We start from the raw sequence: 12,901 nt of genomic DNA, 5'->3' as shown, positions 1-12,901 counted from the left end.
TTGATTCCAATCGATAAATCAATGAATGTCGGTGTGTGGCATACGCTTTGCGTAGTAGTTCCCCGCTCGGCAACAAAACCAACGGGGGACTTACCAGTGACCGAAACCTTTTATGAAGTGCTTCGCCGCCAGGGCATCACCCGGCGCAGCTTTCTCAAATTTTGCAGCCTGACCGCGACGTCGCTCGGGCTGGGCAGCGCCGCTGCGCCGCGTATCGCCCATGCGCTGGAAACCAAGGCCCGCACGCCGGTGATCTGGCTGCACGGTCTGGAATGCACCTGCTGCTCGGAGTCCTTCATCCGTTCGGCGCACCCGCTGACCAAGGACGTCGTGCTCTCGATGCTCTCCCTCGATTACGACGACACGCTGATGGCGGCGGCCGGCCACCAGGCCGAGGCGATCATTGAAGAGGTCAAGAAGAAATACAAGGGCAACTACATCGTTGCCGTCGAAGGCAATCCGCCGCTCAACGAGGACGGCATGTTCTGCATCCACGGCGGCCGGCCTTTCGTCGAAGTGCTCAAGGAAACCTGCGCTGACGCCAAGGCGATCATCAGCTGGGGCGCCTGTGCTTCCTACGGCTGCGTCCAGGCCGCCAAGCCGAACCCGACGCGGGCGACGCCGGTGCATAAAGTCATTTCCGGCAAGCCGATCATCAATGTTCCGGGCTGCCCGCCGATTGCCGAGGTGATGACCGGCGTCGTCACCTACATGCTGACCTTCGACCGCATTCCCGAGCTCGACCGCCAGGGCCGTCCGAAGATGTTCTACGGCCAGCGTATTCACGACAAGTGCTATCGCCGCGGCCATTTCGATGCCGGCCAGTTCGCCGAAGCCTGGGACGACGAAGGTTCGCGCAAGGGTCATTGTCTGTACAAGATGGGCTGCAAGGGCCCGACGACCTACAACGCCTGTTCGTCGATGCGCTGGAATGGCGGCGTCAGCTGGCCGGTGCAATCGGGCCACGGCTGTATCGGCTGTTCCGAGGAGGGCTTCTGGGACAAGGGCAGCTTCTATGACCGCGTAACCGACATCAAGGCTTTCGGCGTCGAAGCGAATGCCGACACTATTGGCAAGGCTGCCGCCGGTACCGTTGGCGCTGCGATTGCCGCCCATGCCGCCGTCTCGGCACTAGCCAGGGCGCGCAATCCCCAATCCCACGGTCAACCGGAAAAACAAGAGGAAAACTGAAATGGCCGCTTACGAAACTCAGGGCTTCAAGCTCGACAACTCCGGCAAGCGCGTCGTCGTCGACCCGGTCTGCCGCATCGAAGGCCACTTGCGGGTGGAAGTGAATCTCGACGACAAGAACGTCATCCGCAATGCCGTGTCCACCGGCACCATGTGGCGCGGTCTGGAAGTCATTCTCAAGGGGCGCGATCCGCGTGACGCCTGGGCCTTCACCGAGCGCATCTGCGGCGTGTGTACCGGCACCCATGCGTTGACCTCGGTGCGCGCCGTCGAGGATGCGCTGAATATCAAGATTCCGGAAAACGCCAACAGTATCCGCAACATCATGCAGCTCAACCTGCAGGTGCATGACCATCTGGTGCACTTCTACCACCTGCATGCGCTCGACTGGGTCGACGTGGTGTCGGCGCTGAAGGCCGACCCGAAAGCCACCTCGGCGCTGGCCCAGAGCATTTCGAGCTGGCCGCTGTCGTCACCGGGCTATTTCCGCGACATCCAGAACCGCCTCAAGAAGTTCGTCGAATCCGGCCAGCTCGGCCCCTTCATGAACGGCTACTGGGGCAACCCGGCCTACAAGCTGCCGCCCGAAGCCAACCTGATGGCGGTGGCGCACTACCTCGAGGCCCTCGATTTCCAGAAGGACATCGTCAAGGTCCATACCATTTTCGGCGGCAAGAATCCGCACCCGAACTGGCTGGTCGGCGGCGTGCCCTGCGCCATCAACATGGAAGGCACGGGGGCGGTCGGTGCGGTGAACATGGAGCGGCTCAATCTGGTCAAGAGCATCATCGACCGCAGCATCGAGTTCACCGAGCAGGTGTACATCCCCGACCTGATCGCCATCGCCAAGTTCTACAAGGGCTGGCTGCACGGCGGCGGCCTGTCGTCGAAGAACGTCATGTCCTACGGCGACATCCCGGACAAGGCCAACGATTACTCGGCGGGCAACCTGCTGCTGCCGCGCGGCGCGATCATCAATGGCGACCTGTCCAAGGTCCATGAAATCGACCTCAAGGACCCGGAGCAGATTCAGGAATACGTTAACCACTCCTGGTACAAGTACCCCGACGAAAGCAAGGGTCTGCATCCCTTCGACGGCGTCACCGAACCGAGCTTCGTGCTTGGCCCCAACACCAAGGGCACCAAGACCAACATCAAGGAACTCGACGAAGGCGGCAAGTACTCGTGGATCAAGGCCCCGCGCTGGCGCGGCCACGCCATGGAAGTCGGCCCGCTGGCCCGCTACATCATCGGCTACGCCCAGAAGAACCCGGAATTCAAGGAGCCGGTCGATGCCTTGCTCAAGGAACTCGACGTGCCGGTCACCGCGCTGTTCTCGACCCTCGGTCGCACCGCGGCGCGCGGTCTGGAATGCCAGTGGGCGGCGCACAAGATGTCCTATTTCTTCGACAAGCTGATGACCAATCTCAAGGCCGGCGACCTCAACACGGCCAATATCGAGAAGTGGGAACCGAGCACCTGGCCGAAGGAAGCGATGGGCGCCGGCTTCACCGAAGCACCGCGCGGCGCGCTGGGCCACTGGATCAAGATCAAGGACACCAAGATCGACAACTACCAGTGCGTCGTGCCGACCACCTGGAACGGCGGTCCGCGCGACCACAAGGGCCAGATCGGCGCTTTCGAAGCGGCGCTGATGGACACACCGGTGGCCAAGGCCGACGAGCCGCTCGAAATCCTGCGCACGCTGCATTCCTTCGATCCCTGCCTGGCCTGCTCGACGCACGTGATGAGCCCGGATGGACAGGAAATGACGTCGGTCAAGGTCCGCTAAGCGGTCCGGAAAGGAGGCAATCATGCTCTCTCAACAGGACATGCTGGAAGCCGAAAGGCACGGTAAACAGGTCCGTTCGATCTATGTCTACGAAGCGCCAGTCCGTCTGTGGCACTGGATCAATGCGCTGGCCATGGTGGTGTTGGCGGTAACCGGGTATTTCATCGGCAAGCCCTTGCCGACGATGCCCGGCGAAGCGTCGGACAACTTCCTGATGGGCTACATCCGCTTTGCTCATTTCTCGGCGGCCTACATTTTTGCTGTCGGGCTGCTCGGCCGGGTGTACTGGGCTTTCGTCGGCAATCATCACGCCAAGCAGATTTTCCGGCTGCCGATCACCAATCCGCAGTGGTGGAGCGAAGTCTTCTTCGAATTGCGCTGGTATCTGTTCCTCGAAAAGACGCCAAAGAAATACGTCGGCCACAACCCGATGGCGCAGCTCATGATGTTCTTCTTCTTCACGATCCTGGCCGTCGGCATGCTGTTCACCGGCTTCGCCCTGTACAGCGAAGGCGCCGGGCTGGGCAGCTGGCAGGACAGCCTGTTCGGTTGGGTCATCCCGACCCTCGGCGGCTCGATGCAGGTGCATAACCTGCACCGGCTGGGCATGTGGATCATGATGACTTTCGTGCTGGTGCATGTCTATGCGGCGATCCGCGAAGACATCATGAGCCGGCAGAGCCTGATCTCGACGATGATCAGCGGCTGGCGGATGTTCAAGGACTGAAGCTTTAAATGCATTAGCCCCGTGCTGCGGTCGACGTAGCACGGGGCGTTTTCTCAGAGGCTTTCAATGAATAGCAAACGCATTCTCGTCCTTGGTATCGGCAATATCCTGTGGGCCGACGAAGGTTTCGGCGTGCGCTGTGTCGAAGCCCTCAATGCCGGTTGGGAATTTCCGCCGCAGGTGACGGTGATGGATGGCGGCACGCAAGGTCTTTACCTGCTGCCCTACGTCCAGGAGGCCGATTGCCTGCTGGTTTTCGATGCCGTCGATTACGGCGACGAGCCGGGCCGGTTGCGCGTCGTGGTCGGCGATCAGGTGCCGCGCTTCATGGGCGTCAAGAAAATGAGTCTGCATCAGACCGGTTTTCAGGAAGTGCTCATGGCGGCCGAACTGACGCAAAAATTGCCGGCTGAACTCGTCCTTGTTGGCGTTCAGGCAGAGCAACTCGAAGATTTCGGCGGCAGTCTGCGCGATATCGTCAAGGCGCAGATGGTGCCGGCTCTCAACATCGCGCTCGACTGGCTGGAAAAATGGGGCGCGGCGGGTCGGGTGCGCGACGGGCTGAGCGAAAGCATCACTGACAACGCGCTGGCCATGGATGTATATGAATCCGAACGGCCGCCGGCGGAAGTCGCTTATCGCCTCGGCGATGCGCGTTTCCTGAATATGGAAAGCGTTTGATATGTGCCTCGGCATCCCCGTCCAGGTGCTCGAATGCGGCGAACACTTCGCCCGCTGCGCCGGCCGTAACGGCGAAGTGCGCGTCGACCTCAGTCTGGTCGGCCAGCAACTGCCGGGCACCTGGCTCATGACTTTTCTTGATGCGGCGCGCGAAGTGATCGACGCCCAGCGCGCTGCCGCCATCGACGCGGCACTCGATGCGCTCGATGCCGCGCAGTCCGGTGTCACTGATTTTTCTGCCTTCTTCGCCGATCTCGATCGCGAACCCCAACTCCCCGATTTCCTGAGGACACAACAATCATGAGCCTCGAACTCAAAGCCGGCCCGACCTCGCTCGAAAGACTCGAAACAGCCATCGGCCGATTACTTCAAAAACACGGCTTTTTTCGGGTTGACCGTAACAATCCCGAATTTCCAGCCGGTTTGACCGCCCTGCTCCTCACCGAGGACCCGCAGCGCAATCTCGAAGTGCTCGACGCCTGCGTCATCCTGCCCGAAGCGCTCAAACCGGTTGGCGGGCAGATCGCCCGCTGGGTTGCCGGCCCCGATTTTTCCGCGCCGCTGATGCAGCAATATGGTGTGCCGCGCGCCCCGGCTGTCGTCTTCCTGCGTGACGGCCAGTTTGTCGGCGTCCTTAACGGTATCCGCGACTGGAACGAATACCAGAACGAAATCGCCCGCCTGCTCACCGGGCCGGCACAACCCAAGCCGATCGGCATTCCCGTCCGCGCCGCCAGCACGCAAGGAGCCTGCGCATGAACCCGTCCACGATGCGTCCCTTCCCGATTTCCGTCGTCGCCATGGGCCCCGGCTCGCAAGGCGAGGAAGCGCCCGATTACCTGCCGATGCCGAAAGGCATGGAAACCTTTTCGCAACCGCGCCTGCCGGATAACGTGGCGCCCGAGGTGGTCAATCGGGCGGCCAGCCTGGTTGGCGCCTATGTTGATGAAGCCGAGAAAGTCGGCTTTGCCGGTGGCGCCACGCTCAATCTGCGCGACCTCGACGCGACGATGCGCGATGTGATCAATCAATCGATGGGCTTCGGCGAAGTCAGCGCCTTCACCACGGCGCCGCAACACTGGCGGGTGCAGGAAACGGCGTTCTCCGGCATCTGGCGCGTTCTGCAGGTGGCCGACGATGGCGCGATGGTCGTCGACCGCCTCGAAACCGGCGACATCCCGGCAGCGCTGACTGAAACCATGCTGGCCACGGCGACCGCCGATCTGCCGCCGCCCGACTACCCGGTCGGCTGCATGAACGCCCAGGCCCTGGTCGAAGAAATCCGCATGCAGGCCGCGACGTGGAAACCCGGCGACGCCGCCCACGTCATCAACCTGACGCTGTTACCGGTCAGTGATGCCGACCTCGACACGCTCTACGGCTGGCTCGGCCATCGCGAAGTGTCGATCCTGTCGCGCGGCTATGGCAACTGCCGGATTACCAGCACGCGGCTGCAGAACGTCTGGTGGGTGCAGTACTTCAACAGCATGGATGCGCTGATCCTCAACTCCATCGAAGTCATCGGCATGCCCGAAGTGGCGCTGGCGGCTGACGAGGATTTCACCGATTCCGTCGAGCGCCTGCGCGAATATCTCGACATGATGGTGGAGCCCGTTTAGTCTCCTTCTTCATGCGCTTCGAAGGTTCGTTTCTCAATGTCCAGCCGGGCGACCGGCTGGAATGTGGCATCTGCTGGTGGGTCTATGACCCGGAGCAGGGCGACGACGTGCGCGGCATTCCGCCCGGCACGCCGTTCGCTGATTTGCCCGACGACTGGTGTTGTCCGGGTTGTGATGCGCCCAAGCATAAATTCATGGTGACCGAATGAGCAGGGAGCAAGGCTCCATGGCTTGCCATGGAATGCGACCGGCCGCGAATGAGGTCCAAGCCCTCCCTGGACTTCTTTTGCCGGTAACCCGCTGGCTTGGGGTATTGTCTATTCCGGGTACGTGGAGGGCGGAATGAGGGCTGCCAAATGAGGTTCTGGACGACCGACCCGTCGCCCGAACTGGTCGCCGCCTTCGCCACCATCGCCCGGACCCGGATGCACGATGTGCCGATCTGCAACCGCAAACTGCAGGTCGAGGCAGTCGGTTTCCAGCGAACGCCCGATGGCCATTGGGTCGGGGCGATGATCACGCCGTGGGCGATCAACCTGCTCTGCCTGCCCGGTCAGCTTGAGGGCTGGCCGGCGTTGGCCGCCTGCAGCAAGCACGACTGGCGTTTTCCGTCCGGCGATTACGAATTCACCGTGGCCGAGGAAGACAGCATCGGCGTCTACCACCTCTGTTCGCTGTTCTCGCCAGCGCTGGAGTTCGAGAGCCATGAAGCAGCACGCCTGACCGCTCTGGCCGCAGCCCATGCGCTGTTTGCCGACCCGCTGGCCGAGCCGCCGCCAGCCAAGGCGACCAGCCGTCGCGCCTTTCTTGGGTTGGGGCGATGACCTCCAGCGCCGGCCTGCTCACCGTCAAGGCGCGTTTCAAGGAGCGCGGTCTGCACGATATTCGCGTCGACCTGACGCGCCCTTCGGTCACCCGCCTGTTCATAGGCCAGTTGCCCGATGTGGTGACCAAGACCGTGCCTTATTTATTCACCCTGTGCTCCCATGCCCAGCGGGCGGCGGCCGAGGCGGCTGTGACAGCGGCCCAGGGCGAGGCGCCGCGGGCTTTCGACAGCGCCGAACTGTGGCTGGAAGTACTGCATGAAAACTTCTGGCGCCTGCTACTCGACTGGCCGCCGGCGCTCGGTCTGCGCCCGGAAAAGGAAGCCTTCATCGCCTGGCGCAACGCGCGGCAGGGTGGCGATTGTCTGGCGGTAACGCAAAACTTGTTGCACCAAAGCCTGCGCCCCATTGCTGAAAAATGCCTCGAAATGCTGGTTGACCGCAGCACCGATGAAGTAGCGCCGGACGATGGCGAACTGGAGATTCCGGCCGCCGCGCCGCTCGCCCCACAGGCCTGGCTGGACTACTGGCAGGGCACTGCGGCACAAATGCCGGCGCTGCCCGTGCCGACCTCGATTCGCTCGGTTTTTCTGGCCCGATTGGCCGAAACCCTGGCTGCCGTCGATGCCCTGGCCAGCGGCACCCCTTTTCCGGTGGCCAGTGCCGGCGAGGGCGGCTGGGGCGTCGGGCAAACCATGACGGCGCGCGGCGTGCTGACCCATGCGGTGCATGTGGTTGAGGGCGCGGTGGCCAACTACCGTGTTCAGGCGCCGACCGACAGTTTTTTTGCCGATGCCACCGCCCTGTCATCCTTGCTCGATAATCTCCAGTTTGCTTCTCTCGATCAGGCCAGACGGGGCTTGAACCGGGCCATACTGGCGCTTGATCCCTGTCTGCCCTATGTCGCGGAGGTGCTTGATGCATGAAATGTCGCTGGCCGAAGGCGTGCTGCAACTGGTCGAAGAAACCGCAAAACGCGAGAACGCCAGCCGGGTCAAGCTGGTCGTACTGGAAATCGGCCGGATGTCGTCGGTCGAGCCGGAGGCGCTGAAATTTTGTTTCGAGGCGGTAACCAACGGCAGCATCGCCCAGGGCGCTGCGCTGGAAATTATTAACGTGCCGGGCGCCGGCTGGTGCATGCTATGTGCCGAAACAGTGCCGATGCAGGAACTCTACGGTGCCTGCCCGAAATGCGGCAGCCATCAGGTCCAGGCCACCGGCGGCACGGAAATGCGGGTCAAGGAAATAGAGATCGAGTAATCAGGAGACGGATATGTGTACAGTTTGCGGCTGCGGCGCAGGGGAAACGAAGATCGAAGGTGAGCACGAACATACGCACGTCCACGAGGACGGCACGGTGCATACCCACACGCACGACCACGGGCATGACCACGATCACGCCCACAGCACCGTCGCTGCGCCGCTCGGCGCCCATTCCCACAGCCATCACCACGGTGACGGCAGCGAACACAGCCACGATCACGTCCATTCCGGTGAACACGCCCACACCCATGGCGACGAGCATCATCACCACGAACACGGCATCGCCGGCGATCTCGACTATGGCACCGGCCCGGCCCGCGCCCATGTTCCCGGCATGTCGCAGGCGCGCATGGTGCAGATCGAGCAGGACATCCTGGCCAAGAACAACACCTACGCTGTGGCCAACCGTCGCTGGTTCGACGAGCGCGGCATCTTCGCGCTCAACCTCGTCTCCAGCCCGGGTTCCGGCAAGACGACGCTGCTCGTCAAAACCATCGAACTGCTCAAGGACAAGGTCACTATCAGCGTCGTCGAAGGCGACCAGCAGACCTCCAACGACGCCGAGCGCATCCGCGCCACCGGCGTTCAGGCCCTGCAGATCAACACTGGCAAGGGCTGCCATCTCGACGGCCATATGGTCGGCCACGCGCTGGAACGCCTGAAGCCGGCCGATGAATCGCTGTTCCTCATCGAGAATGTCGGCAACCTCGTTTGCCCGGCCGCCTTCGATCTCGGCGAACACCACAAGGTCGCCATCCTGTCGGTCACCGAAGGCGAGGACAAGCCGCTCAAATATCCGGACATGTTCCGCGCGGCCGACGTCATGCTGCTCAACAAGTGCGACCTGCTGCCCTACCTTGAATTCGATGCCGACCTGGCCGAAGCCAATGCCCGTCGGGTCAATCCGCACCTGACCATTTTCCGCGTCTCGGCGACCAGCGGCGATGGCCTGAGCGCCTGGCTGGACTGGATTCAATCCGGCCTCGAAACGCAGCGCGGCCACTGTACCGAAACGGTCGATGCCCTGAAGCAGCGCGTCGCTGAACTGGAGCGTCAGATGGAGCAGATGCAGGCCGGAAAGTGACCGGCCGCCTGTTCCGCATTCGCGGTCTCGTCCAGGGCGTCGGCTTTCGGCCCTACGTCTGGCGGCTGGCCAGTGAGCTCGGGCTGACCGGCTGGGTGCGCAACGACGGGGCCGGGGTGATTGTTGCGGTCAACGGGAAAAATTGGCCAAAATTGAAATCCCGTTTGCCGCTCGAAGCACCGCGTCTGGCCCGCATCGACGGCATCGAGGACGAAGAAACCGAAGTGAGTTGCGAAGGCTTCGTCATCCTCGACAGCGAGTCGGGCGAAGTCAAAACCGCCATCGGCCCCGATGCCGCCATCTGTCCCGAGTGCATCGCTGACATCTCCGACCCGACCAACCGCCGCTGGCGCTACGCCTTCACCACCTGCACGCATTGCGGTCCACGCTATACGGTCAGCCGGAGCATTCCCTACGACCGCGCGCAAACCAGCCTCGCCGCCTTTCCGCTGTGCACGCCGTGCAGCGACGAATACTTCGCCCCGAGCGACCGTCGTTTCCACGCCGAAACCACCTGCTGCCCGGATTGCGGCCCTCATCTGAATTTACTTTCCGACGACGGTAAGCCGCTGGCCGGTGATCCCATCAGCGAAACCCTGCGCCTGCTGCGCGATGGAAAAATCGTCGCCATCAAGGGTCTCGGCGGCTTCCACCTCGCCTGCGAGGCGCGCAACACAACCGCTGTCGCCGAACTGCGCGAACGCAAGCAGCGCGAGGAAAAGCCCTTCGCCGTGATGGGACTCAACGCCGCCTCGCTGGCCGAATTTGCGCGGATTGGAAATGACGAACTGACGATGCTGCACAGCGTCGCCGCACCTATCGTCCTCTGTCCCAAGGGCGACGCAGAACTGAAAGGCATAGCCCCCGGCCTCGCCTGGCTTGGTGTCATGCTGCCGGCGACGCCGCTCCACTTGCTGCTCTGGCACGAAGCGGCTGGCCGGCCGAGTGGTACCGACTGGCTGACACACACCAGCGACTTGCTGCTGGTCATGACCAGCGCCAACCCGCAGGGCGAACCGCTGGTCATCGGCAACGATGAAGCGCTTGAACGCCTGTCCGGCATTGCCGACGCCTACCTGCTGCACGACCGCGAGATCGTCATCCGCTGCGACGATTCGGTCGTCCGTGCCGGCCCGGCCTTCATCCGCCGGGCCCGCGGTTACGTGCCGGTGCCCATTCAACTGGCCGACGACTGCCCAACCGTGTTGGCACTGGGCGGCTACCTGAAGAACACGATCTGCGTCATGAAAGGCCACGAAGCCTTTCTCTCGCAACACATCGGCGGTCTCGACAACGCGGCGGCCATCGGTTTCCTTGAAGAAACAGTCGAGCACTTGCTGGCCATCCTCGACGTCCGGCCCGAACTGATCGCCCACGACCTGCATCCCGATTTCCCGTCGACGCATCTGGCCGTGCGCCTGGCAGAAAAACTCGGTATTCCGGCCATTGCCGTTGGCCATCATCACGCCCATATCGCCGCTATCTGCGCCGAACATGGCATCAACGAACCGATAATCGGCCTGGCGCTCGATGGCGTCGGCCTCGGCCCGGACGGTGGCGCCTGGGGCGGTGAGTTGCTGCATCTTGATGGCGCAAACTGCGAACGCCTCGGCCACCTCAGCTCGCTGGCCATGCCGGGCGGCGACCGCGCCGCCAAAGAGCCGTGGCGCATGGCCGTCTCCGCGCTGCACGGCGCCGGCTTCGGCTACCGCGTCGGCGGCTGGATCAAGCAGTATTACCCGACGCGCGATCCCGGTCCGCTGCTCACCATGCTCGCCCGCAATCTGCGCTGCCCGCCGACGACCAGCCTCGGCCGCTGGTTCGACGCCGCCGCCGGCCTGCTCGGCGTACGCGACCTCATGCATTTTGAAGGGCAGGCGGCGATGGAACTCGAAGGTCTGGCCGCCCAATACGGCCCGGTTTCTCCTTTGCCCGACGGTTATGCCTTGCTTGATGATGGCGCGATTCTCGACTTTTCGCCGATGTTGTCGGCCCTGATGGGCTGCAAGGACGATGCCGCCCACGGCGCGGCACTGTTTCACGCCACCGTGGCGGCCGGTCTGGCTGACTGGGCGATTGCTACGGTCAACCGGAAAAAAAGCCCAAAATTGAAAGGCACTAAAATCGTCATTGGCGGCGGCTGCGCGATGAACGCTGTGCTCATGACCGCGTTACGCAGCCATTTCGACGCCGCCGATATCGAGCTACTCGAAGCCCGTCAGGCGCCGCCCAATGATGGCGGACTGGCCCTGGGTCAGGCCTGGGTGATTCGGCGCATGGAAAGTCGCCAATCACTTTGAGCGCAAAAATGGAAAGAGTTTTTCCAGTTTTGCCCTCGCCTGCCGCCGGTTGTTTTCGATAAGTACATGGATTCAAAAGTTTTTATGGTGGCCATTTGATCTGGTCCGCTTGTTGCTCCCTTTTCCCGAATAATTAGTATTTCTAATACACGCCACTTCCCGACAGAGAACAGGGGTCAGCCATCACCGGCCGACGTCAAAAAAGGGGAGATAAATGGCCAATCAAAATCTGATTTCGCTGGAACTGGATGAACGTATCGAGGCTGCGGCCAGGCGTTTGTCGATGGATCGGCGCGAGTTTCTGCAATTCTGCGCCGCGCTGGCGACGACACTGGGGCTGCCGCAAGGGGCGGATGCCGCAGTTGCCGAAGCGGTCGCCGTCAAAAGGCGGCCGAGCGTCATCTGGCTGCACTTCCAGGAGTGCACCGGGTGCACTGAATCCATCCTGCGTGCCGAGCATCCGACGCTGGAAAAGCTGATCCTCGACATCATCTCGCTCGACTATCACGAAACCCTGTTCGCCGCCGCCGGGCACCAGGTTGAAGCAGCCCGCAAGACGGCGATGGCCGAAAACAAGGGCAAATACATCCTGGTCGTCGAAGGCGCGATTCCGACCAAGGATGGCGGCGTCTACTGCAAGATCGGTGGCAAGACGGCCATCGAACTCGTCAAGGAATGTGCCGCCGACGCGGCTGCCGTCATCGCCATCGGCTCCTGCGCCTCGTGGGGAGGGATGCCCTCGACGATTCCGTCGATTCCCGGGGCGACCTCCAGCCCCACCGGGTCGAGCGGTGTATCCCAAGTCCTCGGCAAGCCGGTGGTGACCATCCCCGGCTGTCCGCCCAATCCGTACAACTTCCTGTCCACGGTCGTGCATTTCCTGACCTTCGGCAAGCTGCCGGAAGTCGATGACAAGGGCCGGCCCAAGTTCGCCTATTCCCGCCTGATCCACGAAAACTGCGAGCGTCGTGCCCACTTCGACGCCGGCCGTTTCGCCATGGAATTCGGTGACGAGGGTCATCGCAAGGGCCACTGCCTGTACAAGCTCGGCTGCAAGGGGCCGGAAACCTACGCCAACTGCTCGGTCATCATGTTCGGCGACGCCGGTGCTGGCACCTGGCCGGTGGCCTGCGGTCACCCGTGCATCGGCTGTACCGAGCAGGGCGTCGGCTTCACCAAGCCGATCCATACCGTCGCCAAGTTGAAGAACATCGAACCTTCCTCCTTCCTGCCGCGCATCGTCGAGGAAAAGGGCGTCGGCGCGACGCTTGGTTCGGCCGCCGTGCTGGCTGCCGTGGCGGGGGCCGCCGCCGGGGCCGGGGCAATGATGGCGAAGAATCTTGGTCTGTCGCACCAGGCCGAGGAAATGGAAAAGGCCAAGAAGGACGGCAGCAAAGCCACCGAATCGACGGAGGTCTGA

The 12,901-nt window shown here is 62.5% G+C and carries 14 protein-coding genes; all 14 read left to right on the top strand.

Annotated features, from left to right (window positions below; genetic code table 11):
• The first annotated feature begins 96 nt into the window (after positions 1-96).
• Entirely contained in the window at positions 97-1,191 is a 1,095-nt protein-coding gene (locus tag KI613_RS20015; protein WP_226402807.1) for a hydrogenase small subunit, read from the top strand.
• Between the two features lies 1 nt (position 1,192).
• Positions 1,193-2,983: a nickel-dependent hydrogenase large subunit gene (locus tag KI613_RS20010; RefSeq protein WP_226402805.1), complete on the top strand. Its 1,791-nt coding sequence runs from the start codon at positions 1,193-1,195 to the stop codon at positions 2,981-2,983.
• A gap of 22 nt (positions 2,984-3,005) precedes the next feature.
• Complete coding sequence (gene cybH, locus KI613_RS20005) at positions 3,006-3,710, top strand: Ni/Fe-hydrogenase, b-type cytochrome subunit (RefSeq protein WP_226402803.1); 705 nt, start codon at positions 3,006-3,008, stop codon at positions 3,708-3,710.
• Positions 3,711-3,776: 66 nt separating this feature from the next.
• Positions 3,777-4,391, top strand: a complete 615-nt coding sequence (locus KI613_RS20000) for a HyaD/HybD family hydrogenase maturation endopeptidase (RefSeq protein ID WP_226402801.1) — start codon at positions 3,777-3,779, stop codon at positions 4,389-4,391.
• Position 4,392: 1 nt separating this feature from the next.
• A complete protein-coding gene (locus KI613_RS19995) occupies positions 4,393-4,695 on the top strand; it encodes a HypC/HybG/HupF family hydrogenase formation chaperone (protein WP_226402799.1) in 303 nt (100 codons plus the stop codon).
• Complete coding sequence (locus KI613_RS19990; protein WP_226402797.1) at positions 4,692-5,150, top strand: thioredoxin domain-containing protein; 459 nt, start codon at positions 4,692-4,694, stop codon at positions 5,148-5,150. Before KI613_RS19995 ends, KI613_RS19990 begins: the two co-directional genes overlap by 4 nt.
• Entirely contained in the window at positions 5,147-6,010 is an 864-nt protein-coding gene (locus KI613_RS19985) for a hydrogenase expression/formation protein (protein ID WP_226402795.1), read from the top strand. Before KI613_RS19990 ends, KI613_RS19985 begins: the two co-directional genes overlap by 4 nt.
• 11 nt (positions 6,011-6,021) lie before the next feature.
• Positions 6,022-6,219 carry a rubredoxin gene (locus KI613_RS19980; protein WP_226402793.1) on the top strand — a complete coding sequence of 66 codons (198 nt, stop codon included), beginning with the start codon at positions 6,022-6,024 and terminating at the stop codon, positions 6,217-6,219.
• Between the two features lie 147 nt (positions 6,220-6,366).
• Entirely contained in the window at positions 6,367-6,834 is a 468-nt protein-coding gene (gene hybE, locus KI613_RS19975; RefSeq protein ID WP_226402790.1) for a [NiFe]-hydrogenase assembly chaperone HybE, read from the top strand.
• Complete coding sequence (locus KI613_RS19970) at positions 6,831-7,760, top strand: hypothetical protein (RefSeq protein WP_226402788.1); 930 nt, start codon at positions 6,831-6,833, stop codon at positions 7,758-7,760. The genes hybE and KI613_RS19970 overlap by 4 nt, the downstream gene beginning before the upstream one ends.
• The gene (gene hypA / locus KI613_RS19965) at positions 7,753-8,094 is read left to right on the top strand and encodes a hydrogenase maturation nickel metallochaperone HypA (RefSeq protein ID WP_226402786.1); all 342 of its coding nucleotides are present in this window, start codon (positions 7,753-7,755) and stop codon (positions 8,092-8,094) included. The genes KI613_RS19970 and hypA overlap by 8 nt, the downstream gene beginning before the upstream one ends.
• 13 nt (positions 8,095-8,107) lie before the next feature.
• Positions 8,108-9,181, top strand: a complete 1,074-nt coding sequence (hypB, locus tag KI613_RS19960; RefSeq protein ID WP_226402784.1) for a hydrogenase nickel incorporation protein HypB — start codon at positions 8,108-8,110, stop codon at positions 9,179-9,181.
• Positions 9,178-11,481 (top strand): carbamoyltransferase HypF, encoded by a 2,304-nt coding sequence (gene hypF, locus KI613_RS19955; RefSeq protein ID WP_226402782.1) that lies wholly within the window; start codon positions 9,178-9,180, stop codon positions 11,479-11,481. The genes hypB and hypF overlap by 4 nt, the downstream gene beginning before the upstream one ends.
• 214 nt (positions 11,482-11,695) lie before the next feature.
• Complete coding sequence (locus KI613_RS19950) at positions 11,696-12,901, top strand: hydrogenase small subunit (protein ID WP_226402780.1); 1,206 nt, start codon at positions 11,696-11,698, stop codon at positions 12,899-12,901.

Source organism: Ferribacterium limneticum, assembly GCF_020510585.1.
Classification (GTDB): domain Bacteria; phylum Pseudomonadota; class Gammaproteobacteria; order Burkholderiales; family Rhodocyclaceae; genus Azonexus.
The sequence above is the reverse complement of the archived record's forward strand: the minus strand, read 5'-3'. Positions and strand labels throughout refer to the sequence as shown.

Coding starts and splice junctions, on each gene's coding strand:
- KI613_RS20010 (WP_226402805.1), top strand. CDS start 1,193: ATGGCCGCTTACGAAACTCAGGGCTTCAAGCTCGACAACTCCGGCAAG.
- cybH (WP_226402803.1), top strand. CDS start 3,006: ATGCTCTCTCAACAGGACATGCTGGAAGCCGAAAGGCACGGTAAACAG.
- KI613_RS20000 (WP_226402801.1), top strand. CDS start 3,777: ATGAATAGCAAACGCATTCTCGTCCTTGGTATCGGCAATATCCTGTGG.
- KI613_RS19995 (WP_226402799.1), top strand. CDS start 4,393: ATGTGCCTCGGCATCCCCGTCCAGGTGCTCGAATGCGGCGAACACTTC.
- KI613_RS19990 (WP_226402797.1), top strand. CDS start 4,692: ATGAGCCTCGAACTCAAAGCCGGCCCGACCTCGCTCGAAAGACTCGAA.
- KI613_RS19985 (WP_226402795.1), top strand. CDS start 5,147: ATGAACCCGTCCACGATGCGTCCCTTCCCGATTTCCGTCGTCGCCATG.
- KI613_RS19980 (WP_226402793.1), top strand. CDS start 6,022: ATGCGCTTCGAAGGTTCGTTTCTCAATGTCCAGCCGGGCGACCGGCTG.
- hybE (WP_226402790.1), top strand. CDS start 6,367: ATGAGGTTCTGGACGACCGACCCGTCGCCCGAACTGGTCGCCGCCTTC.
- KI613_RS19970 (WP_226402788.1), top strand. CDS start 6,831: ATGACCTCCAGCGCCGGCCTGCTCACCGTCAAGGCGCGTTTCAAGGAG.
- hypA (WP_226402786.1), top strand. CDS start 7,753: ATGCATGAAATGTCGCTGGCCGAAGGCGTGCTGCAACTGGTCGAAGAA.
- hypB (WP_226402784.1), top strand. CDS start 8,108: ATGTGTACAGTTTGCGGCTGCGGCGCAGGGGAAACGAAGATCGAAGGT.
- KI613_RS19950 (WP_226402780.1), top strand. CDS start 11,696: ATGGCCAATCAAAATCTGATTTCGCTGGAACTGGATGAACGTATCGAG.